The organism is Butyricimonas sp. BSD2780061689_150309_C8, assembly GCF_015560935.1.
GTDB lineage: Bacteria > Bacteroidota > Bacteroidia > Bacteroidales > Marinifilaceae > Butyricimonas > Butyricimonas paravirosa.
Map to the genome: position 1 here is coordinate 330,772 of NZ_JADMSV010000002.1, position 23,615 is coordinate 354,386.

Below are 23,615 nucleotides of genomic sequence, written 5' to 3' on the forward strand. Positions count from 1 at the left end.
GGCTAGCAAGCCGTGAAGAAAAAATACCGTTCAAACTCTGGTATTATACTGACGTAACCTACGACGCAATTGCATACACCCGGGACACACTTTTTCCATCAACGCCCAAAAATTACTGGAATGATTCTTTTCAACCGTATGACATAACTCGTGCAGAATCACGTAATCAATAATCTCATCCGGCAATTTCATCAATTTCACGTTCAAGCTGATATTATCATCTGCCGAACAACTCCCCCAGTTCGATATATTATTCCGAAAAGACAATGCCCGGTAACGGAAACCAAACAGCCCAGCCAGTTCCCTTACGCGTCCCGGCAAGTAACGCTTACTCTCCATACGATAAATCTCTACCAAGAAATTCTCCACGTAGGGAGCAATTTTCGAGTATGCCGTACCACGGGGAATATACAGGCGGATTTCCTTCCCCTCGATCTTATAGTATGGACGCAGTTCATCACAGGCAAGCACTTTCAGCACGTGGAACTTCGTCTTCACCTCGGAATCCATGCCTAACCCCACCCCCGTGTCTTTTTCGTAAACTTTGATCTTCGCCAAATTCTGCACTATCCAGTCCCGTTGTGTATCCACGAATTCTTCTACCTGCCGTCCGCTTACCCCGAAAGGAACGTTTACCCACACACCTCTACCCGGTGCCATTCGCACCGAGAGGAAACGGATATTCTTTCCCCGTCTCACCTTTATCTTGCCGATTCCCGGTAATACAATCTCGTCGTTCATCATCAAAAAGAGCTACCACAGAACGTGGTAGCTCAAACATTTGGGGGCAATCATCATTTAAGCGTTCTGTTTTACCAACTCGCTCAAACGGGTAAATTCTCCGTCTACTGTTTTCAACAGATCGATAGATATTCCTTTATAATAAGATCTAGCTTCTTTCTTATCGTTAAATGATTTACGAGCAGAAATTTTACTTCTCGTTTCATTTCTATATTCAACCATCTTTTTCACGATGTTAACAACTTCCGGCTCACTCTTCCCCACGCTAGAATTGTAATTCATACAATCGGCGATTACCGCGAAAGTCAAATAATCAACATCTTTCTTCAATCTTCTAATACTTGCCATAACACTGATATTTAATTTCCAACAAAATTAATAAAGAATATCATCCTAAACAAGCTTATTGTCAAAAAAATATTTACTTCTTTCATACCCGAGAGGGTACTTTCCCGGCCTCCAGCATCATATCCAATACCAGCATGGCAGCCATCGCCTCCACCACGGGAACCGCACGAGGCACCACGCATGGATCATGACGTCCCCGGGCTATGAAAGTCACCTCTTTCCCGAAACAATTCACGGTTTGTTGCTCCTGCCCAATCGTTGCCACGGGCTTAAAAGCAACCCGGAAATAAATATCTTCCCCGCTAGTGATTCCTCCCAGAACTCCCCCGGCATGATTTGTCAAGGTCCTCACTTGCCCGTTTCTCATCATGAAAGCATCATTATGCTCACTCCCCCGCATACTTGCAGCATGGAATCCCTCGCCATACTCGAAACCTTTTGCCGCATTAATCCCCATCATGTAATATCCCAACCGGGCCTGAAAACGATCAAACACGGGTTCTCCCACTCCCACGGGAACTCCCCGGATAACACAACTCACGACCCCACCCACACTATCCTGTTCCTCCTGCACTTTTCGGATAAACAATTCCATTTCCCCCGCTACCACCGAATCAGGACAACGTACCACATTGGCATCCGTTTCCTCCAAATTTAGCTCGTGATAAGTTTTATTCAACACGATCGGCCCCACTTGAGACGTGTAACCATGAACGAAAATACCCAATCTTTTCAAAATCTGACGAGCCACAGCTCCCCCCACCACACGAACCACGTGTTCCCGGGCTGACGAACGTCCCCCGCCCCGGTAATCCCGGATACCATATTTCGCCTGCATCGTGTAATCGGCATGAGACGGACGGAATAAATCTTTTATCTCGTCATAATCCCGACTCCGCTGATCCTTATTCCGCACGATAAAACCAATAGGAGCCCCTGTCGTCACCCCTTCGAATACTCCTGAAAGAATTTCCACTCGGTCCTCTTCCGTCCTGGAAGTAGTCACGGAAGACTGTCCCGGTCTCCTTCGGTCCAGCTCATACTGAATCTCGTCCACCGACAAGGGAAGTCCCGCCGGACACCCATCAATCACTCCTCCCAGCGCCTCCCCATGTGACTCACCAAAAGAGGTTAATGTGTATAGCTTACCAATCGTGTTCATAACAATTGAAAATTGAAAATTGAAAATGAAGGAAAACAACACTTCAATATTCAAAGATCAACATGGATTAAACTTTTGGTCTGTATAAAAAATGGAAAACCAAGACTTGATCATCCCAATTTTCCATTTTCAATTAATTAGTGGCAGCAACCGTCACCGCAAGAGTGTTCTGAACCGCAACCGCCATCAGACCCACAACCGTGGCAACCGCCACATTTGTGCGAATGTAAGCTTTCCAATTCTTCATCAGTAGCGTCTCTTACTGCCAACACCTTACCCTTGAAAAACAAATCTTTGCCGGCCATCGGGTGATTGAAATCCATGGTCACCGTATCGTCACCCACGGTAACGATTGTCCCGTTCAGGTGCCGTCCCAAACTATCCTGCATTGGCAGCACGTTTCCGGGAATCAACTCTTCCGCCTCAACTTCCGCGAATATATCTTTAGGTAACTCTACAATCATGTCCTCGTTCACCTCTCCGTAAGCGTTAGCTGACGGGATATGAAAATCGAAAGAATTTCCCGTATTCAAATTCAACAGGTTCATTTCGAAATATTCCAGCGTTTGCCCTTGACCGCAAATAAACTCCAGGGGAGTTTTCTCGTCAGCTATCTCAATGGGTTCTGCATCCGCTGCCGTTCTCAACTCGTAACTCACGGTTACAAACTTATTCTTTGTTATCATTTCTCTGTTTTTTAATTATTCACGGGCAAAGATACAACTAATTAAGCGAAAAGCTGAAAGCGAAAAGCTAAAAGTTATATAAAACCGCAAGAGCAATAAAATAAGACCGGGATAAAAGTATCACCCTTTACCCCGGCCTCTAAAATGTATAAATGGTTAGTAGTTATGTAGTCTTAATATCATTCAACGATAACCACGCGGCTCAATTGAACTCCACCCTCGTAAAGATTGTCAACACCACCCTTGCCAACGACTTGCAATTGACTGGCCTTAACTCCAAATTTCTTCACTAAAGCATCTGCCACGTTCTGAGCGCGTTTCTCGCTTAACTTCTGATTGTAAGCAGGAGTACCTGTTGCTTTGTCTGCGTATCCGGTAACCTTGTAAACTTGATTCGGATTGTTCTTGATAATCTCTGCGTAGTATTTCAAGTTAATCATTTCCTTGGCGCTAATGTTTGCTTTGTTGATATTGAAGAAAATAGCCAATGGAGCTGCTTTTACCTCTTTAACTACTTGCGGTTGAGCTTTACGAGCTTGATTCAACTCATCCTGCAAACGATCTGCCCGACGAATTTGCTCTGCCAATTTAGCCTCTGCAGCACTCAACATTTCCGGTGAAACTCCGGTAGAAATGATTTCTGTCGGTTTCTCTCTTCTAAAATTACGCTGGTTGAATTTATAAGTAAATCCGGCTGTTACACCCAAAATACCTTCTCCCTTGCTGCCGCCAGTTTCACCGTCAAATGCCTGGGGAACCAAACTACCCTTGATTTCGATATTAAAGTCAAAAGCATTAGATAAACGCATTTTATTGATCAAACCTGCCACGAACATGAACTTTGTGTTGTCCACGGAAGAACAACCATGAATCATTCCAAAACCGGCAAACGGCACTGCCTCGTAGAAACGATCCGTACGATAACCGCCGATCCAGTTTGAAAGGTTCAATAATCCATCAACATGCACGTTAAACTGTTGCCATTTTTGTTTGTAATATCCGTCTACACGAGAAGGACCCTTAGCGTAAATATTTGCAGGATCACTCGTCAAACCTTTTAACGTGAAACCACCAACTTGAGCCCGAATCCCTAATGTCGGCATCAGCCATTTCCCCACGGAGAAATCAAATGCCGGGGTAATCCGACGCCCGAAATCATCCTTACTATCACTTTCTCCAAAGTAAACTTGCCCACCGGCACCTATTGAAATAAACCAGTTATCCCAAAATTTATTGGTAACGAAGCCACGCCATGGAGCCGTAGATTCTTCTTCTACCACAGTCACTTTTACCTCTTCTTTTTGTGCACTAGCCAATAACGGCAAAATCGCTACAAATAACAAAATAAACGTCTTTTTCATATTCATCATCTGTTTGTTAACTATTGTTTGCTTGTTATATATCTAAGCTGATCTTAAATAACACTCGAAATACGGGACTTCGTTTAAAAATGTTACACTCCCATAGGAAAAAATCACACTAAAAATTTTAATTAACTTTATACCAATTCAAACAAGGAGATAATTAACAAATATTATGCCAAAAACAATATCTTTTTGTTAATAAAACACGACAATCGACATAAATATACCCATAAAGCTAAAATTAAGAACGTAAAAAAATTGCAAATCAACACACCTCTAACACGCACGCCTGCCTTATTGACAGACTACAATACAATCATCGCCATAGTATATGCCAAAATCCCAATCGCATGACAAAAGGTCTTAACGATATTCCACGAAAAACTTTTTTAACAACATCGAAAAAACCTTCTCGTCATCCCCGTACCTCTTTATCATCTTATCCCACGACTCCTTCGAATACTTGACTTTATTCCCCTTATTATCAGAATATTCTCTCTCATCAAAAATATTCTTCTTCAAAGTTGCACACTCTTTATAATTATGACGAAACTTCAAATCCCCGAATATATCCCGTTCTACACTCCATTTATTTCCCTTATTATCTTTCACCTGGAGATCTCCGAAAATATCTCTCCCGACATCCACTTTATTTCCCCTGCAATCATTTACCTGCACATGATCAAAAATATCCTTCCGGATAGAAAGACTTACCCCCTGGTTATCCTTATACTCGAAACCATCAAAAATATCTTTCTTTATCGAAACCCGACGTCCCTCGCTATTCTTGTATTCAAGATTTCCGAATATATCCACGGTATACTCTTCCGTGTAATTTTTCTTTTTCCCGACATCTTTGGCTAATCCTAACAACAAAAACTCTTCGACATTCCTGTCTCCTCTATGCCTTCCTCTTCGGAACTTGTCAAGAAACTCTTTTGAATAGGTCACCTTATTTCCCCGGTTATCCTTGTATATTATATTATCAAAAATATCTTTTCCTAACGTGGCTCGAAATTCGTTACTGGAATATTCCAACTCCCCCATGATATTCCGCCTTAATGTCATGGATTGTCCCTGATTATTCCGGTATCGTGCATCTCCAAAAATATCGATTTCATACACCTCATGCACGTTTCTCCGATCCCGATATTTATGTATCAGTTCAGAGAACAAGAAATCTTCAAAATAAGGTCTATCCTTCCCCGGCACCTTCTCCCACATCGTCTTCGAATATTTCACCTCATTTCCCCGATTATCCTTGTAAACCTTATCCCCGAAGATATTCGTGGAAAGTGATGCTTGAAATCTATCCCGAGATTCATAACGCAAATCACCATGTATATCAACAAAATATTGTTCTCCACCCATCTGAGCGTAAGAAAACAACCAAAGAACAACGAAAAACAGTAACAATGTAAACTTTCTCATAGCAAAGATTTATTCCTCAAATATAACAAAATTCCTGCCAAGCGCAAAAGAAAAGCGGGTAACCGTCACGGCCCCGCTATTTTAGTGAAATTAGAATTTTAAAATTGTTACCCTACGAACAATATCAATATGTATTATTTACATTACATACAAAACATAAAAGCCTCCGGACTGTAAATTAAGATCTCACCCAAAATTTAACACTACGCATAGCCACGCACCGGAGGCTTTATAATACCTTCAGCGTCGCTACACGTTGTATTATTTTCTGAGTGAGATGTGCAAATGTAATTTATATTTTCGAAATAGGAACATGAAATACAAAAAAGTTTACCGAGACCCGCCTTTTTACTATGATTCACGACGGATTCACTTTATAAACAATTCATCTATTTACTGCCCCGTTACGCACTTCTTCGATAACCATTTCAATCGCCTTCATCGTGGCCTTACCAATATTTCTTTCACGGGTAAACGAGAACACGAACTTGCGAGCAATCGTTCTTTCCGGTCCGGCAACCCCGATCCACACGGTTCCCACCGGTTTCTCCACCGTACCGCCAGTCGGCCCGGCAATTCCGGAAGTAGAAACGGCATAATCCGTCCCGATCAAACGGCGGGCTCCTTCTGCCATCTGCCGTACCACGGGTTCACTGACTGCCCCGAATTGTTCCAAACTTTCAGGACAAACTCCCAGCACTCGTTCCTTCACGTCATTGGCATACGCCACCACGCTCCCTCTAAAGTAGGCGGAAGAACCGGCTATCGACGTGAGCTGAGCTGCGATATTTCCACCCGTACAACTCTCTGCCGTGGCAATCGTCTTTCCCTTCAACATCAGTAATTCCCCAAGCTCCCGTTCCGTCCCGCCATTCTCTCCTTCCGTGTAACGCTGGCCTTCAAGAGCCTCTTTCAAGCTATCGTAACGGGCATCCAGGTTAAAAACCTGATCCCCCTTAGCCGTCAGGCGCAACTTCACAAATCCCGGCGACGGCAGGTAAGCCAAGCTGAACCCTTCCGGCAAATGTTCTTCCCATTTCTCCAACAAAAGAGCCAACTCCGATTCCGGGATGTCATACACTTTCAACATTCTGTAATCCAGATGCAAATGCGGATACAAGCGCTGCAATTCCGGGATCACGCACTGGATCATCAAATCCTCCATCTCGAAAGGAACACCCGGCAGAGACACCAATACCTTTCCGTCCCGTTCAAACCACATCCCGGAAGCCGTCCCTTTCCGATTGTAAAGAATTTTGGCCGATTCCGGTAGGATAGCCTGACTACGATTCCCCTCGTTCATCCTCATTCCCCCGTTCTCCAGCAACTTCCCGATCCATTTTAACACGTCTTCATTCATCACCAAACGAGTATCGAAATATTCTGCCAGCACCTTTTTCGTCACGTCATCCTTTGTCGGTCCCAATCCCCCGGTCACGATGATCAGTTCCGCCTGTTTCATCGCGTAATCCACCCACTGCCAAATCTCCTCCCGCTGATCAGCAATAGACAAAATATCCGCCACCTCGGCCCCCAAACGGGTCAACTGCCTCGAAATATATTGTGAATTCGTGTCCAGAATCTGTCCTAACAGAATCTCGTCCCCGATAGTAATAATAATAGCTTTCATTCGTTTATATTTTTATTCGTGAATACGTTTTATAGCATCTATCCGTTTCAATAACGACGGATGAGAATAATAGATATACTCGTACAAGGGATGGGGTGTCAAGTTACTTAACGATTTCACCGATATTTTCTTCAAACCGGACACCAGGTAACCACCCTCGTAATACCGGGCCGCAAAAGCATCCGCCTCGTACTCGTTACTCCGGGACCACACGTTCATCCCGACCCCCAAAATCAAATTCACGGGAGAATACAAAATGGCAAAAGCGATTAATCCCAGCTGGAAATATGCCCGGTCCCCGCCCAGCGCCTCTGACAAAGCCGCATTATTCACGCACAAGGAAAACAACCAGAAAAGCACTCCCATCTGTATCACGGAAACCACCATAGAACGTAACGTGTGTCGTTTCTTGTAATGCCCGACCTCATGAGCCAGCACGGCCACAATTTCCTCTTCCGTCAACTCGTCAATCAGCGTGTCATACAACACGACCCGCTTTTTAGGCCCCAGCCCCGTGAAATAAGCATTTGCTTTCGTGGAGCGTTTCGATCCGTCAATCACGTATATATTATCCAATTTGAACCCGACTTTCCCCGCAAAAGCCTGTATCTTATCCCTCAACGCACCTTCCTGTAAAGGCGTCTGCTTATTAAACAAAGGTACGATCAGTTGCGAGTAGAACATGGCCATAAACACGGAAAACAGGGTAACAGCACCCCAAGCGTACAACCAAAAATAAGTCCCCGCCCACGTGTAGAACCACACCACAAGTGCTAACAATACCCCTCCCAATACCAACGAAAGAACCAACTCTTTCACCGTATCCAACCAGTAGACCCGCCTCGTAGTCTTGTTAAAACCATACTTTTCCTCTATCCGGAAAGTCGCGTAATAATCAAAAGGTATATCCAACACGGAAGAGACCACGGAAAGCCCCACCACGAAAAGAATGGTCTGCCAAACCACACTATCCGTCAAAGAAACCACCCAACTATTATACCACCCGAAACCTCCTGCCACGAGAAACACGATCATCACGACAAAGCCGACCCCGGAACTCCAACTATCCAACCTCCCGTTTTCCCGCTTGTAGGATTGAAAACGACTGTATTCCTTCTCGTCATAAATTCCCTTCAGACTATCAGGTAACACGGGAGACATATATTTAGAATTCAAAAACTCCAATACTCTCTCCAACACGAAATCCAAGCACAGGAAAACAACAATGATAAAAAATATGGTTTCGGAACTCATTTTATCTGTTTTTAAGATTCATTGCTTGCAAAGGTACAATAATAATCGTCTTTCGGATGAAACTTTAACAAAACGGTAAGATAAATTCGATTCTTTTTTACATACCTTCGCCCGCTGTTGAAAACGTTGCACACAAATATGTATGTACACAAATCTAATAAACGAGATATAATTAATTGATTAAACGAAGAGAACTATGAGGAAAATTTTACTCGCGGTTGTCGCCCTGTCATTACTTGCAGGGTCCACGGCACAAGCTTTCCCTTTCAAGAAAAAGAAGAAAAAAGCAAAAACCGAACAGACCGCAACACCTCCTGCTCCTAAAGAATCTGCTTTCGACAAGCAAGTGAAAGGAGCTAAACACTTACCGGGAGTTATTGATGCTTACTACACCCCGAAAGGAACCTTAATGTGGGCAATCCAGGCTCGTAACTTGGACAAGATCTACTTGATTGCCAATCGTCTTTCTGAAACCAGCGCCCCGACCGATTTCGTGGCAGGCCAGATGATCGACGATCCGTTCATGGTTCGTTTCTCAACGGATTCCACGAACGTATACATGCACTCAGTGCTTTGCGAGGACGTGTTAAGAGAAGGTGATCCTATCGCCCCATCTTTCAAACGGAACTTCAATGACCCGATCATGAAGACCTTCGAGGTGAAAGCCACCAAGGGTGACACGCTGTTGATCGACATGACCGCGTTCTTCGGACGGGATGAAAAATGTATTACCCCGATGGGCTCCAGCCCGATGACGGGTAAAAAACCGAGCGCCATGTTCGACCCATCCGCATCTCGCGTGAAAGAGGTAAAGAACTTCCCTCGAAACATGGAAATCTCCTCTCAAATGAACTATAACGGACAAAACGGTCCTCTTACCCTTGTTGTTCGTCGTTCTATTGTTGAACTGGATAAAGATCCCATGCCCATGCGTTACAAAGACAGACGTGTTGGTTATTTCAGTACTCCCCGGAACTTCTACACGAGCGATAAAGACCGCGTGGAAGATTTCGAATTCATCCACCGTTGGAGAATCGAGCCGAAAGATATGGCTGCTTACTTGCGCGGAGAACTCGTGGAACCGGTAAAACCGATTGTATTCTACGTGGATAATGCTTTCCCTGAAAAATGGAGAGGTGCCGTTAAACAAGGTATCGAGGACTGGAACATCGCTTTCGAAAAAGCAGGTTTCAAAAATGTAGTTATCGCCAAAGATTACCCGACCGACGATCCGAACTTTGATCCGGACGATATTCGTTACAATTGTGTGCGTTATGCCGTAACACCTACTGCTAACGCCATGGGACCGAGTTACGTGGATCCTCGTAGCGGTGAAATTCTCGTGGCAGACGTGATCTGGTATCACAACGTGATCTCTCTTGTACACGATTGGCGTTTCGTTCAGACGGGAGCCGTTGATCCTCGCGTTCGTACGGAAGTATTCAGTGACGACGTGATGAATGAATCTTTACGTTACGTGGCATCACACGAGATCGGACACACGTTAGGTCTGATGCACAACATGGGTGCAAGTTACTCTTTCCCCGTGGACTCTTTGCGCAGTCCGTCATTCACGAAAAAATACGGAACCACCCCGAGTATCATGGACTACGCCCGTAACAACTACGTGGCTCAACCCGGAGACTACGAACGCGGTGTAAACCTCGTTCCGCCCGTATTAGGAGTATACGATATTTACGCTATCAACTGGGGTTACCGGATCATTCCGAACGCTAATACCCCGGAAGCCGAAGTCGCAACATTAAATAGCTGGATCGAAGAAAAATCTGACGATCCGATGTATCGTTTCGGGGCGCAGCAATTCCCGCAGACACTTGACCCGACTGACCAGACAGAAGATTTAGGGGATGATCACGTGAAAGCCAATTCACTTTGTATCAAGAACCTCAAGATCATCATGAACAACTTGGAACAATGGTGCAGCAAACCGGGAGCCTCGTATAAAGACATAAAAATGTACTACAATGGAATCCTGAGCCAGTACCAAAGAATGCTTAGCCACGTGTTGGCTTACCCCGGTGGTGTTGAATTCACGGACCTGGTACAAGACGGCAAAGGTGGTGTAGCTAAAAAATACATCCCGAGAGCCAAACAACAAGAAGCGATCAAATGGTTAGTAAACGAAGTAACGACCTGCCCGAAATGGTTGATCACGAATGACCTGAGAGAGAAATTGGAATTAAACCCGAATATGTACGATCAATTACAATACGCTGTGGTAGGTAAAATCTTCAACGCGGCTACTCTTGGTAGTATATACGAGGGAGAACGCTCCGGCCAAAAAGACGCTTATAAGCTTGATGCTTATGTAAATGACGCTTATAAATTACTTATGGCTCCGACCCTTGCATCCCGTTCACTTTCTCACGAAGAAATGAACTTGCAAGCTGCTTTAGTAACCATTGCCTGCCAAATGAGTGGTCTTCAAGCTACTCCTGCGGCCTCTGCACCGAAAAGACTTACTTCCATCGATCCGACCGAGGCATTGGCAACTTTAGAAAACAGTGTAAATAGCCAACATAAACTTTGTAGCCATGCGGCATGTAATCTGGGAGAATATGACTACTTCCGCATGACAATGAATGCTGCGACACTTCCTGCATCAGTAGGACGTCCTGCCATGTTATCATTGTTGAAAAAAGTACAAGCTCTTTACAAAGAAAAACGGGGAACCGGAAATGCCGCTACCCGCGCATTCTACGATTACCAAATCATGACTATTGACAAGTTATTCAAAGACTAGTCATTAGCCTAATATTCATAAAAGCCGGACCAAATTTGTCCGGCTTTTTTATTGGACTTCTCATTTATTAATTCTAATTTCGTTGCGACATATTAAAGAAATTTTTCCGTTATAGGAATAAAAATATTAACAACACTAAAACAATAAAGAATTATGGCAGAATTCAAGTATCAAGAACCATTTCCGATTCAAAAAGACAATACGGAATATCGCTTACTGACAAAAGACTACGTGAAAACCATCGAAGTTGAAGGACGTAAAATATTGAAAATTCAAAAAGAAGGGCTTGAATTACTCGCCCGTGAAGCCTATGCAGATGTTTCTTTTTACCTGCGTGCCTCTCACTTGCAGAAATTAGCTAATATACTGAAAGATCCAGAAGCCAGCGACAATGATAAATTCGTGGCCCATACCATGTTGATGAACCAAGTGGTTTCCGCCGAAGGCGAACTTCCCACCTGCCAAGACACGGGCACAGCCATCGCTATCGGTAAGAAAGGCGAAAACGTGTGGACTGACGGTAATGATGCGGAAGCCATCAGCAAGGGAGTTTTCGAAACCTATCGGGATCGTAACCTGCGTTATTCTCAAGTAGTTCCCTACACCATGTTCGATGAGAAAAACAGCGGCACGAACCTGCCGGCTCAAATCGACCTGTATGCCACTCAAGGAAATAAATACGAGTTCCTGTTCATCACCAAAGGCGGTGGTTCTGCAAACAAGACGTTCCTGTACCAACAGACCAAAGCCTTGTTGACCGAGGAAGCACTGACCAAGTTCATCAAGGATAAAGTGAAAGACTTGGGAACATCAGCCTGTCCTCCCTACCATCTGGCAGTAGTCATTGGTGGAACCTCCGCCGAGGCCTGTCTGACAACCGTGAAGAAAGCTTCCGCAGGATATTATGACAATCTTCCGACCGAAGGAAATGATGGCGGTCAGGCATTCCGTGATCTGGAATGGGAAGCCAAAATTCAGAAAATCTGTCAAGATATGGGTATCGGTGCTCAATTCGGTGGTAAATACTGGGTACACGACGTACGTGTCATCCGTATGCCTCGTCACGCGGCATCCTGCCCCGTGGGTATCGGTGTAAGTTGTAGTGCCGACCGGAACATCAAGGCTAAAATCACGGAAGACGGTATCTTCCTGGAACAACTGGAAAAGAACCCAGCTCGTTTCTTACCGGCAGAGAACTCGGCATTAGCCCCCGCCGTGAACATCGACCTCGACCAACCGATGGAAGAAGTATTGAAAGAACTAAGAAAATATCCGGTTAAAACCCGTTTGAACTTGTCCGGAACACTTATCGTTGCCCGCGATATCGCTCACGCCCGCATCAAAGCCATGTTAGATGAAGGCAAGCCCATGCCGGAATACTTTAAGAATCATCCGATTTACTATGCAGGACCGGCTAAAACCCCGAAAGGGATGGCCTCCGGAAGTTTCGGACCTACCACAGCAGGACGTATGGACCCCTATGTTGACCTTTTCCAAGATCACGGTGGTTCTATGATCATGGTTGCCAAAGGTAACCGCTCTCAAGCTGTTACAGATGCTTGTAAGAAACACGGTGGTTTCTACTTAGGATCTATCGGCGGACCAGCAGCTATTTTGGCTAAAGAAAGCATTAAATCAGTAGAAATCGTTGCCTTTGAAGAATTGGGGATGGAAGCTATCCGTAAAATACGGGTGGAAAACTTCCCGGCATTCATCATCGTGGATGACAAGGGAAATGACTTCTTTGCCGAATGGGCACATTAATAAAAATAGAGGCGAATCTCAGGATTCGCCTCTATTTTTATTAAGATAAAAGTTAAAAACTAAAAGATAAAAATGGAACTTTTTACAGCTTTCAACTTTTATCTTTTAGTTTTTATCTTTTAACTTCATTTACTCTTCCACCGGTTCGAAATCTTCTTTACCAACGCCACAAAGCGGGCAAACCCAATCTTCCGGAATATCTTCAAATGCGGTTCCAGGTGCGATTCCACCATCTGGATCACCTACTGCAGGATCATAAATATAACTACATACTGTGCAAATGTACTTTTTCATAATCTTCATTGTTTTAAAGTTTCCAACAAATATAATAAACTCACCAGACATTACATGAATTTTTTCAATAAATTCAAGTGTTTATACGGGGCATAACGAAAATGGTTATCAAAAAATGTGAAAGATTTTACCACGGAACGTAAATTACTGAAAAGTTCAAAACTTGCTTTCCCGTGATACTTTCCGATTCCACTCATCCCCACACCCCCGAAAGGCAAACGGGGATTTGCCAGATGCACGATTGTGTCGTTCACACAAGCCCCTCCCGAAGAGGTTCGGTTTAAAACTTCACGAGCCTCTCGCTCGGTTCCGAAATAATACAAGGCCAAGGGTTTCTCCCGCTTATTCACGAAACGAATCACGTCATCTATCTCCCGGTAGGTCAGTACGGGTAGAATGGGACCGAATATCTCTTCCCGCATGATCGGACTATCAGACTCCACGTCAATCAGTACCGTAGGAGCAATATACTTTTCCTCCACGTTCACCTCACCCCCGACAACCACCTGTCCGGAAGAGTGCATCAAGCGCGCTAACCTTTCTGTCCCCTCCCGGTGAACAATCCGCGGATAATCAGGACTTTCATACGGGCAATCCCCATAAAATCGTTTCACGGCCAGTCTTACGGCCTCAACAAACTCTGTCCTTTGATCTTCATGCACAAACACGTAATCGGGGGCAACACACGTCTGCCCGGCATTGATAAACTTTCCCCAAGCCGTACGACGAGCCGCAATCTCCACGTTCGCACCACGCCCCACGATACAAGGACTTTTCCCGCCCAACTCTAAAGTTACCGGGGTTAAATGTTTCGCCGCCATTTCCATAACATGTTGTCCGAAACGGGGACCTCCCGTGAAAAAAATATAATCAAAATGCTCTCTCAACAACTGCTCCACCACATCCCCTTCTCCATCAAACACAGATACATAAGCGGGTTCAAAAACTGCCGCAACAATCTTCTTTATAACCTCCGCCGTTGCCGGCGCAAAAGGAGACGGTTTCAACACAACACAATTCCCAGCAGAAATGGCACCAATTAAAGGTTCCAACAATAATTGAAACGGGTAATTCCAAGGGGCAATGATCAACACAACGCCATACGGCTCGTACATGATCCGGCTTTTCGAGGGCCAAAAAGCCAACGGGGTTGCCAGTCGTCGGGGTTTCACCCACCGTCTCAGATGTTTCACGTGATAGTCAATCTCCCCCAACACCATACCGATCTCCGTCAGGTAAGCCTCTCCCCCCGACTTTCTCAAATCACTCCACAAAGCCGCATTTATCTCTTCCATCTGTCCGGTAATAGCCCGCCTCAACGCCCTCAAACGTCCTATCCTGCAAGCGACCTCCCTTGTCATTCCCTTATCAAAAAACTCCCGTAAAGGAATCGTGTACTCCTCTTTTCTAGTTTCCGATTCTACCATATCTCAATCATTCCTGTATCATGTTGTTATAAATACTAAAACAAAGGTATATTTTATTTTGACAAAAAACCTTTTCTCCATCGAATCGTTATATCCGGAGAGAAACAAAAAACAAAATATGAAAATAGGTGCTTTATATGCCTTACTATCAGTCATAACATGGTCGATCATCAGTGTCATCACCCGTTTTTGCCTGTTAAACTACGAGGCCAACATTCTCGTGTTCGCCTCCATGCAGATTTTCGCCGGGGGAGTCGCGCTATTACTTATCCGAAAACCTGTAACCGCAGAAGGCTGGAAAGCAGGTGTCGGTTATTCATGGCTGTACACGTTACTGCAAATATTCCGGAATTTCTTTCTAGCCGCAGTTTACCTGTACATCACCAGTACCGAAACCAGCTTGTTAATCAACATAGAAGTTGTAGTAACGGCAATACTGGCCTACATCTTTTTCAAGAGAAAACCCCACAGTAGCGACATCGTGGGGATGCTCGTGATCACGGTCGGCATTATCCTGTTTATCCGTACCCTCCCGGAAGCCATACAACTACGGGTCTCCATTCTCGTCTCCCTGGCAGTTCTGGCAAGCTGTACACGAGCCATTGTGGTCGAAAAAACCACTATCGCCAGTCCCAACACCTCCGTACGCCAAAAATGCGGGATCTCCGGGTTCACCATGTTCTGGGGTGGCACGTCGGTCATACTTTTCTTAATCCTGATCGCCCTCGTGGAACACTATTTTGCCAAGGAACTTATGGCCATCCCGTTTTCAATGCTCTACCTGCCTAAGCTCACCGAGATATTCCACCCGATGACGATTATTGCCGCCTGCGTGACAGGTTTCCTACTCACCTCACTCTCCACGTACCTATACTACGCCACCCTGCAAACGGCAACTGCCGAAACCTTCATGACCTTCCGGGCCTTCCAGCCCATGCTAACCTTCGGTCTGGAGGCATGGATTGCTGTCTACTCCATCGACTTGCGCCCCGACTTGGACACGAGAGATTACATCTTGGCCTGCATCATCATCCTAGGTTCCCTACTCATCTTGATCATGCCTCCAAAACGAGTGGAAGAAAATCGCTCGAAACAATACATGACGGACTAAATAATTGAAAAAACTACCCCCTCTAACTCCCCCTTACACAGGGGGAGAAACAGACGCAAGAAAACACTACAACATAACAATGGAGTATATCCTCCCCCTTACACTGGGGGAGAAACAAACGCAAGAAAGCACTACAATGTAACAATGGTGCATGTCCTCCCCCTTTCCAAGGGGGAGCTAGAGGGGGTTGGAATTTAAAATTTAAAATCAACAAGACTTAAAAGAAAACGTTTGATTTCATCTTTTTGATCCGGATGGAACCAATGAATATCAGCGTCATTGCGATACCAGGTAAGTTGCTTTTTTGCATATCGGCGGGTATTTCGTTTGATGAGCCGGATAGCCTCTTCCTGGTCAAACTTGCAGTCAAAGTAATCGAACCACTCCTTGTACCCTACCGTATTCAAGGCATTCAGGTGGCGTAAAGGATAAAGACTACGGGCCTCCTCCTCCATTCCGTCCTCCACCATCTGATCCACCCGGCGATTAATCCGGTCGAACAATTCTTCTCTTTCCCGGTTCAACCCGATCTTCACGATGTCAAACTCCCGCTCCTTCACGCTCCCGGTCAAAAAAGAAGAATAAGGCTTTCCGGTCATCAGGCAAACTTCCAAAGCGTGCATGATCCGTTTGGCATTCTTCAAATCCACCGTGGTATATGACACGGGATCCAACCTTTTCAACAACATCCGCAACGCCTCGATTCCATCCCGTTCAAACATCTCTTTCACGGAAAAACGCACTTCCTCGTCAATCGTGGGCATCTCGTCAATTCCCTTGCACACGGCGTCAATGTACATCATGGAACCACCCGCCATGATCACCACCTCTTTCGTCTCGAACAACTCCCGGATCTTCCGAAGCGCTTGTTGCTCGAACTCCCAACAATTAAAATAATTCCGGACAGACTCCGTTTGTATAAAAAAATGAGGAACTGCCTCCAGTTGCTCTCGCTCCGGCACGGCAGTTCCGATATACATTTCCTTGTAAATCTGTCGGGAATCACATGAAATAATCGACGTCCCATACATCTTGGCCAACTCAATACTCAAATCTGTTTTCCCCACTCCTGTCGGTCCAAGCAATACGATTAACGTCCCCATGCAAATTTTCGATTTAATGATTTTAGATTTTAAATTAAAAAAATAAACCTTGTCCGGCTGGAATCTAAAATTTAAAATCTAAAATCCAAAATAATTAAAGTCTATCTATATAATCATCCAAGCTCTCGTAGCGTTCATCACGATAATACTCATCATCACCACCCCGGTCTTGGCGATCCTCGTCGTCATAATCCCCGTTACCGAACTCTTCCATGAAACTATCGTCATAATCCCCCTCGTACTCTTCCTCCGGCTTGTCAAACTCCCAATCAGCATTCCCATCCTCGTAAGAGAATTGTTCCGGAATATCCCCCTCACAAGCAACGCATACCGGCATCACGTCGGACGAATCACGAATGTATTCCCCGGCATACTCTACCTTAAAATATTTGTTAGAGAAGAAATCATACACGTACTCTAATTCAAGACACCCCGGTTTAATGATGTCACTGATTTTCGTGTTGTCCATGACGAGCGTTTCATTTTCCTCGTCCTCTGTCGTCATATCCATCAATGCAATTTCTTTCACCCGGTTTCCCATCCGGTCAAGCGTGAAAAAAGATGCCATTTGAGAGCTGTCATAATTCAACGTCTCAACTATTTTATCGTGAAATTGTTGAAACGTCTGTTCTCCACCAACAGCAATCTCACATCTAAAATCCGAACTAGTCGGTAAACTGATTTCAAATCTGTAGTCCATATGTTATTTTATTTTAACCTAGCATCAATGCCGACCCGACGCCCAGCGCCGTTACACCCAATATCACTAAAATCACGAAAGCGACAACAGCCAACGCCACGCAGATTCCAACAATACCACAAACCCGTCCGGCACTAAGATTCTTGTAGGAAGCCTCCGTGTACTCTTCCGGATGTTCCAGATAAGCCCTCCGGGGCCCGGAAGCAATGGCTACCGCCAGGATTCCCAGCACCAACCCCACGAACCCGTAACACCAGCAAAACACCAGAGACAAAATCCCTAAAACCAACACTGCCGTCGCGTTAGGAAGATCCTTTTTCTTCATTTCCATTATCTCCATGGTCGTAATTTTAATGAATTATTAATTTAAGCAAATATGAAATTAAAATTATTAGCAAGCAAACAAAACCAGCAAATTTTATTGCCCCGGGAGTAATTTTTTTCACCCCTACAAAATGCGCCATGGCAAGGCCGATAAACACAATCAAGGGGATCAACCCCGGATAGATTTTCACGGATTCCCACAACTCTCCTTTCAAGAGCAACAGTATCGCGGTCTGGAATCCACATCCGGGACACTCGATCCCGAAAGTGTCTTTAACCAGACAAGGCAGTTGATGCCCTTCCAGCCACGTCCAGATGCTCAATTCATACATTTATCGTGTTGAGCAAATGGGGTTTTACCGAAGCATATACAGCAAAAATGACGGCAAGAATAACCGCCAGCAGGATGAGCGCACCGATACAAATCCCGATGATGCCACATATTCTCCCGGCGTTCAAGTTCTTATAGGATACTTCCGTGAATCGCTCCGGGTTCTCCAGATAAGCCTTGCGGGGAGCCGAGGCCAGTACCACCGCCAGAATACCGAGTACCAACCCGATGATCCCGTAGCACCAGCAAAACACCAACGACAGCGCTCCTAAAACAAGCGCTGCCGTGGCATTCGGTAAGTCTTTCCTTTCTCCGTCAAAATCTCCCATAATTTATACCTTAAATTTTATATATCATGAACCACTGTTTCCAGTATATCCATTGCCTCCTTGATTAGGTTGATGTTTGCCTGGGAACCCATATGTCCGATCCGGAATACTTTCCCGGCCAGTTTACCATAATTGCCTCCCACGACCATCCCTTGCACTCTCAATTCCGAATCCAAGCGCTCCCAAGTCATGTGTTCCGGCACGTAAACCGCAGTTACGGTCGGGGAACACACGGCTCCTTTCACGGGGTAGATCTTCAATCCCATCTCCTTAATCCGTTCACGGCAGTAGGCAGCCACCTTCTCGTGACGAGCGATGCAACTCTCCAACCCTTCCTCGAAAATCAGCTCGCAAGCCTTATGCAACTGGGCTGTTCCCTGCCAGTAGGGCGTGTACGGAAAGTACCCGGTTTCGGTTACATTCCGGAAAGGTAACAAGGCCTCGTATCCAGCGTAATTCACCTCCTCCACGATCTTCCAAGCCTCCTCACTCACGGAAAGGAATGACATATTAGCCGGGGCCGAAAGACATTTTTGCGAACCACCCAAGGCGAAATCCACGTGCCAGTCGTCCACGTGTATCGGGGTTCCCCCCAGACCGGAAACGATGTCCACGCAAAGCAACGATACCCCATGTTTCACTTTCAAATCACCGATTTCCTTGACCGGGTTCGTCGTCCCACTAGGCGTTTCGTTCTGCACCATCGTGATCATCTTCGGCTTGAACTCCACGATCGCTTTTTCCACGGCATCAAAGTCATGAATCGTCTCATCATAACCGAAATCCAGCACCCGAATCTCGCATCCCAGCGCCTTGGCCATATCGCCGAATCCCTCACCGAACAACCCGGTAGAAAGCACCAGCACTCGATCGCCCGGTTTCAACGTGCTTTTTAAAGCCGTCCACAACACCAACATACCTTCTCCCGTCTGAATCACCACCCGGTTACGGGTTTCCATCATCTTCTGCAACAATTTTTCCGTATCCTTGTACAAAGCCAGATACTCCGGCTCAAAATCGGCAGACCCGAAATTCGTGGCAGCAACTTTCAAAATCTCCTGGGGAACAGCAACAGGTCCCGGCACTAACGGTATCAGATATTTTTCCATCTCTTTTGAACTAATATTTAATTTTCTTAACTCTTAATCATTTACTTTTCCATTCAACTTATCTCCTGACACAAGGATACAAGCAAATATTACTCAATTAATTAGCGGTAAAAAACACCTCCCCGTACCTTCAAGCACCGGATTTATTTCCGCCATTCCAAATATAGTAATAATTTCAGATTCTATCACGTTTCCAACTTTTTTCCTACACGAAAATAATCGTTTCACTTACCTATCTTATCCAAGTTGCCTTACGGTTACCAGACTGTTGCCTGCCTGTTAGGCGCTCTCGCCGCCTTATCGCCGCCTAGTCGCCCGCTTATAACCGCCATTTTAACAGGATTTATACAAATATAACACACACTCTTTTCTTATTTTAATACGCAACATACATTCTATCATAAATAATCGTTATTTTAACTTCCAAACGCATCCAATACAATAGTATATTATTGCCTTTAAAAAAGGACATCCATTTTTAACCTCACCAATACTTCCCCGGGTAAAAATAAATAATTACTTTTGGAAGTTTACAAATTTATTATTAACGATCTCATGCAGAACATTCTGATTATAAACGGAAGCCCCCGGAAAAACGGGAACATCTCGAAAATGTTGGAGGCCATAAAAGAAGAAACTGAAAAACAGGGAGCGAACGTTTCAGTCATCCATGTTCACGATTTACAAATAAAGCCCTGTAACGGGTGCATGAGTTGCCGGAAAAACTTAACTTGTGTTCTCCCGGAAGACGGGGCTCAAGCCACTCTTCAATTAATAAACAAATGTGACGTGCTGGTCGTCGGCTCCCCGTGTTACTGGGGAAACCTACCGGGAGAATTAAAACTCCTGTTCGACCGCATCGTTTACGGGATGATGGGCGAAAGCCCGAAGGGAATTCCCCTACCGCTACACAAGGGGAAAAAAGCCATCATCGTGAGTACCTGCACGACTCCCTACCCGTTCAATATACTTTTCAACCAAACGAGAGGAACCGTCAAAGCACTAAAGGAAATTCTCAAATGGAGCGGATTCAAGATCGTCGCCACCGTCGAGAGAGGCGGTACGAAAAAATCCCCCTTGCAGGAAAAAGATTTCCGGCTTTGTCGAAAAATCGCCCTGAAAGCCCTGAAATAATTACAATACAAACTAATTAAGAAAAATAAACCATCCGGAAGTTCATCCCTTGTCATAAAAAACAGGACAAAAACCGAACTTATTTTATGCCAATTCGTCATAATAGCTGATAGTGGCAATTACAGGTACGCTTTTTGTATAAAAAACAGTGAAGTGTACTTACAAAACACGTTTGGATTAAATATTAAAATGTATATTTGTACCTTAATTAGAAATTAGTTTTTAAAGAATGAGTGGAGCAGAAAAATTAGTGGAACAAATTATTGAAACGCTGAACAAAAATAAAGGGGTTAATATTGTAAAAATTGATTTGAGAAGAATTGAGAACTGTTTCTGTAGTTTTTTCGTAATATGTCATGGAACTTCCAACACGCACGTGGCCAGTCTTACAGACTTTGTCTACGACGAAGCCAACGAGAAATTGGGAGAAAAACCATTACACGTGGAAGGAGAACAACAAGCCCAGTGGGTGGTGTTGGATTACGGAAATGTGGTTGTACATATATTTCAAAAAGAACAACGAGATTATTATCAAATTGAAGATTTTTGGGCTGACGCGGAAATAACGAATGTAGAAGAAAATTAAAATTAAATATGGCAGAAAATAACAAAAAGGATAGTTTCAACTTCCCTCCTGTCGGGGGGAAAAACAATAAAGGCCCGAAATTCGGCGGCTACTGGTCGTTTATCATCATTGCCGCTTTCATTATCGGGATTCAATTTTTCAGTATGCCTTCGAATCCGGAACGGATCTCGTGGCAGAAGTTTAAAACAGACCTTTTAGCGAAAGGTGAGGTAAAGGATATTTACATCGTCAGAAATGGCGGTAAAGCCGAAATCACCTTGAAACCGGAGAAAGTGGAAACCCACAGCGACCTGGTAGCAAAAGGATTTAACCAAAAAAGTGTAGGTCCGCAATACTACGTGCCTTTCGGAACACTAGAGCAATTTGAAAAGAATTTACAGGATGCACAGAAAGAATTCCCGGAAGAGGCATCCAACGTGTTCATTGACTATAAAGACGATTTCAACTGGTGGGGAGAAGTCATCACCTTATTCCTACCCATCGCCATTTTCGTGGGTATCTGGATATTCTTCATGCGTCGCATGAGCAAGGGAGCCGGCGGCGGTGGCGGCGGTGGCGGCATTTTCAATGTCGGGAAATCCAAAGCGAAATTGTTTGACAAAGAATCCAACATAAAGATTACCTTCAAAGATGTTGCCGGGTTAGCCGAGGCCAAACAAGAGGTGGAAGAGATTGTATCTTTCCTCAAATCCCCGGATAAATACACCAAACTGGGAGGTAAAATTCCGAAGGGAGCCTTGCTGGTTGGCCCTCCGGGAACCGGTAAAACCTTGATGGCAAAAGCCATGGCAGGAGAGGCAAACGTGCCGTTCTTCTCCATGTCGGGATCGGACTTCGTCGAAATGTTTGTCGGCGTGGGAGCTTCCCGCGTACGCGACTTGTTCAAACAGGCTAAAGAAAAAGCCCCCTGCATCATCTTTATTGACGAGATCGACGCTATCGGTCGAGCCAGAGGGAAAAACCCGAACATGGGAGCCAACGATGAACGCGAGAACACGTTGAATCAATTATTAACCGAAATGGACGGTTTCGAAACCAATTCGGGAGTAATCATACTGGCTGCCACGAACCGGGCAGACATCTTGGATAGTGCCTTGTTGCGTGCCGGACGTTTCGACCGCCAGATATACGTGGATCTTCCGGAATTAAAAGATCGGGAAGAGATTTTCAAGGTTCACTTGAAACCGTTGAAACTCGCCGAAGACATTGACTACGCCTTTTTGGCAAAACAAACCCCGGGATTCTCCGGTGCGGACATCGCTAACGTGGCAAACGAGGCCGCGCTGATCGCTGCCCGGAAAAATAAATCGGCCGTGGAGAAACAGGATTTCCTGGATTCTATCGACCGTATCGTGGGCGGACTTGAAAACCGCAGCAAAGTCATCAAACCGAGTGAAAAGAAAGCGATTGCTTATCACGAGGCCGGACACGCTACCGTATCGTGGTTACTGCAACACGCTCACCCGCTATTGAAAGTAACCATCGTGCCGCGAGGAAAAGCCTTGGGTGCCGCTTGGTACTTGCCGCAGGAGCGCCAGATTACCACGAAAGACCAATTACTGGATCAGATGTGTTCCGTGCTGGGTGGACGGGCAGCCGAGGAAATCGTGTTTGGGGAAATATCCACGGGTGCGCAAAACGACCTCGAACGTGCCACGAAACAGGCTTACGCCATGGTATCCATCTACGGGATGAGCGACAAGGTGGGAATGTTGAGTTATTATGACTCCACGGGTCAGAGCGATTTCAGCTTTACCAAGCCCTATTCCGAGAAGACTGCAGAGTTGATTGATGCCGAGGTAAAAGATATGGTTTCTGCCGCTTACGAGCGAGCCAAACAGCTATTGAGCGATCATAGGGAACAACACCGACAAGTGGCGGAATTGCTGATCGAACGAGAAGTTATCTTTAGTGATGACTTGGAAAATATTCTCGGGAAACGTCCGTGGACAGAAGAAGAGGAGACACAACAGCCGGAAGAATTGTAACGGCAAGGCGGAAGGATTCCCGACAGGAAAAAACA

22 protein-coding genes are annotated in these 23,615 nt (G+C 45.1%); 6 read left to right on the forward strand and 16 right to left on the reverse strand.

The features are described from left to right. Positions 1-30 precede the first annotated feature (30 nt). The 8 genes from I2I33_RS03975 to I2I33_RS04010 form a co-directional block, all read right to left on the reverse strand. On the reverse strand, positions 31-741 hold the full coding sequence (locus tag I2I33_RS03975) for a M48 family metallopeptidase (RefSeq protein ID WP_087420608.1): 711 nt from the start codon (positions 739-741) through the stop codon (positions 31-33). A gap of 57 nt (positions 742-798) precedes the next feature. Next, the gene (locus tag I2I33_RS03980; RefSeq protein WP_027201158.1) at positions 799-1,089 is read right to left on the reverse strand and encodes a hypothetical protein; all 291 of its coding nucleotides are present in this window, start codon (positions 1,087-1,089) and stop codon (positions 799-801) included. Positions 1,090-1,171: 82 nt separating this feature from the next. Further along, complete coding sequence (aroC, locus tag I2I33_RS03985) at positions 1,172-2,251, reverse strand: chorismate synthase (protein ID WP_087419885.1); 1,080 nt, start codon at positions 2,249-2,251, stop codon at positions 1,172-1,174. A 137-nt stretch (positions 2,252-2,388) separates the two neighbouring features. Further along, positions 2,389-2,937, reverse strand: a complete 549-nt coding sequence (locus I2I33_RS03990) for a peptidylprolyl isomerase (RefSeq protein WP_027201156.1) — start codon at positions 2,935-2,937, stop codon at positions 2,389-2,391. Between the two features lie 179 nt (positions 2,938-3,116). Beyond that, the gene (locus I2I33_RS03995; protein ID WP_229128181.1) at positions 3,117-4,298 is read right to left on the reverse strand and encodes an OmpA family protein; all 1,182 of its coding nucleotides are present in this window, start codon (positions 4,296-4,298) and stop codon (positions 3,117-3,119) included. Between the two features lie 366 nt (positions 4,299-4,664). After that, positions 4,665-5,732: a hypothetical protein gene (locus I2I33_RS04000; RefSeq protein ID WP_087419884.1), complete on the reverse strand. Its 1,068-nt coding sequence runs from the start codon at positions 5,730-5,732 to the stop codon at positions 4,665-4,667. A gap of 385 nt (positions 5,733-6,117) precedes the next feature. Then, positions 6,118-7,362: a competence/damage-inducible protein A gene (locus tag I2I33_RS04005; protein ID WP_087419883.1), complete on the reverse strand. Its 1,245-nt coding sequence runs from the start codon at positions 7,360-7,362 to the stop codon at positions 6,118-6,120. Between the two features lie 12 nt (positions 7,363-7,374). After that, on the reverse strand, positions 7,375-8,616 hold the full coding sequence (locus I2I33_RS04010; RefSeq protein WP_087419882.1) for a M48 family metallopeptidase: 1,242 nt from the start codon (positions 8,614-8,616) through the stop codon (positions 7,375-7,377). Positions 8,617-8,812: 196 nt separating this feature from the next. Here I2I33_RS04010 and I2I33_RS04015 point away from each other — a divergent pair, with 196 nt between their 5' ends. Together I2I33_RS04015 and I2I33_RS04020 are read left to right on the forward strand one after the other, a co-directional pair. Beyond that, positions 8,813-11,380: a zinc-dependent metalloprotease gene (locus tag I2I33_RS04015; protein WP_087419881.1), complete on the forward strand. Its 2,568-nt coding sequence runs from the start codon at positions 8,813-8,815 to the stop codon at positions 11,378-11,380. Positions 11,381-11,533: 153 nt separating this feature from the next. Then, on the forward strand, positions 11,534-13,144 hold the full coding sequence (locus I2I33_RS04020; RefSeq protein ID WP_087419880.1) for a fumarate hydratase: 1,611 nt from the start codon (positions 11,534-11,536) through the stop codon (positions 13,142-13,144). A 129-nt stretch (positions 13,145-13,273) separates the two neighbouring features. On the opposite strand, the gene rd is transcribed toward I2I33_RS04020, so the two are convergent. Then, the gene (gene rd / locus I2I33_RS04025) at positions 13,274-13,438 is read right to left on the reverse strand and encodes a rubredoxin (RefSeq protein ID WP_065219960.1); all 165 of its coding nucleotides are present in this window, start codon (positions 13,436-13,438) and stop codon (positions 13,274-13,276) included. A gap of 50 nt (positions 13,439-13,488) precedes the next feature. Next, entirely contained in the window at positions 13,489-14,865 is a 1,377-nt protein-coding gene (locus tag I2I33_RS04030) for an aldehyde dehydrogenase (RefSeq protein ID WP_087419879.1), read from the reverse strand. A 118-nt stretch (positions 14,866-14,983) separates the two neighbouring features. Here I2I33_RS04030 and I2I33_RS04035 point away from each other — a divergent pair, with 118 nt between their 5' ends. After that, entirely contained in the window at positions 14,984-15,976 is a 993-nt protein-coding gene (locus tag I2I33_RS04035; RefSeq protein ID WP_087419878.1) for a DMT family transporter, read from the forward strand. Positions 15,977-16,170: 194 nt separating this feature from the next. On the opposite strand, the gene miaA is transcribed toward I2I33_RS04035, so the two are convergent. The 6 genes from miaA to I2I33_RS04065 all read right to left on the reverse strand — a co-directional run bounded on the left by miaA (position 16,171) and on the right by I2I33_RS04065 (position 19,872). Beyond that, positions 16,171-17,079, reverse strand: coding sequence for a tRNA (adenosine(37)-N6)-dimethylallyltransferase MiaA (gene miaA, locus I2I33_RS04040; protein WP_087419877.1), 909 nt, complete (start codon positions 17,077-17,079; stop codon positions 16,171-16,173). A gap of 94 nt (positions 17,080-17,173) precedes the next feature. Then, positions 17,174-17,779, reverse strand: coding sequence for an IS1096 element passenger TnpR family protein (locus tag I2I33_RS04045; protein ID WP_087419876.1), 606 nt, complete (start codon positions 17,777-17,779; stop codon positions 17,174-17,176). A 13-nt stretch (positions 17,780-17,792) separates the two neighbouring features. Further along, positions 17,793-18,119, reverse strand: coding sequence for a CCC motif membrane protein (locus I2I33_RS04050; protein ID WP_087419875.1), 327 nt, complete (start codon positions 18,117-18,119; stop codon positions 17,793-17,795). Between the two features lie 10 nt (positions 18,120-18,129). Then, complete coding sequence (locus tag I2I33_RS04055) at positions 18,130-18,435, reverse strand: DUF2752 domain-containing protein (RefSeq protein WP_087419874.1); 306 nt, start codon at positions 18,433-18,435, stop codon at positions 18,130-18,132. After that, positions 18,428-18,763, reverse strand: coding sequence for a CCC motif membrane protein (locus I2I33_RS04060; RefSeq protein WP_087419873.1), 336 nt, complete (start codon positions 18,761-18,763; stop codon positions 18,428-18,430). The genes I2I33_RS04055 and I2I33_RS04060 overlap by 8 nt, the downstream gene beginning before the upstream one ends. 17 nt (positions 18,764-18,780) lie before the next feature. Beyond that, positions 18,781-19,872, reverse strand: a complete 1,092-nt coding sequence (locus tag I2I33_RS04065; protein WP_087419872.1) for a pyridoxal-phosphate-dependent aminotransferase family protein — start codon at positions 19,870-19,872, stop codon at positions 18,781-18,783. Between the two features lie 555 nt (positions 19,873-20,427). On the opposite strand from I2I33_RS04065, the gene I2I33_RS04070 reads away from it, so the two are divergent. The 3 genes from I2I33_RS04070 to ftsH all read left to right on the forward strand — a co-directional run bounded on the left by I2I33_RS04070 (position 20,428) and on the right by ftsH (position 23,580). Continuing rightward, positions 20,428-21,006 (forward strand): flavodoxin family protein, encoded by a 579-nt coding sequence (locus tag I2I33_RS04070; RefSeq protein WP_087420606.1) that lies wholly within the window; start codon positions 20,428-20,430, stop codon positions 21,004-21,006. Between the two features lie 229 nt (positions 21,007-21,235). Continuing rightward, complete coding sequence (rsfS, locus tag I2I33_RS04075) at positions 21,236-21,592, forward strand: ribosome silencing factor (protein ID WP_087419871.1); 357 nt, start codon at positions 21,236-21,238, stop codon at positions 21,590-21,592. Positions 21,593-21,600: 8 nt separating this feature from the next. Next, the gene (gene ftsH / locus I2I33_RS04080) at positions 21,601-23,580 is read left to right on the forward strand and encodes an ATP-dependent zinc metalloprotease FtsH (RefSeq protein ID WP_087419870.1); all 1,980 of its coding nucleotides are present in this window, start codon (positions 21,601-21,603) and stop codon (positions 23,578-23,580) included. Positions 23,581-23,615 lie beyond the last annotated feature (35 nt).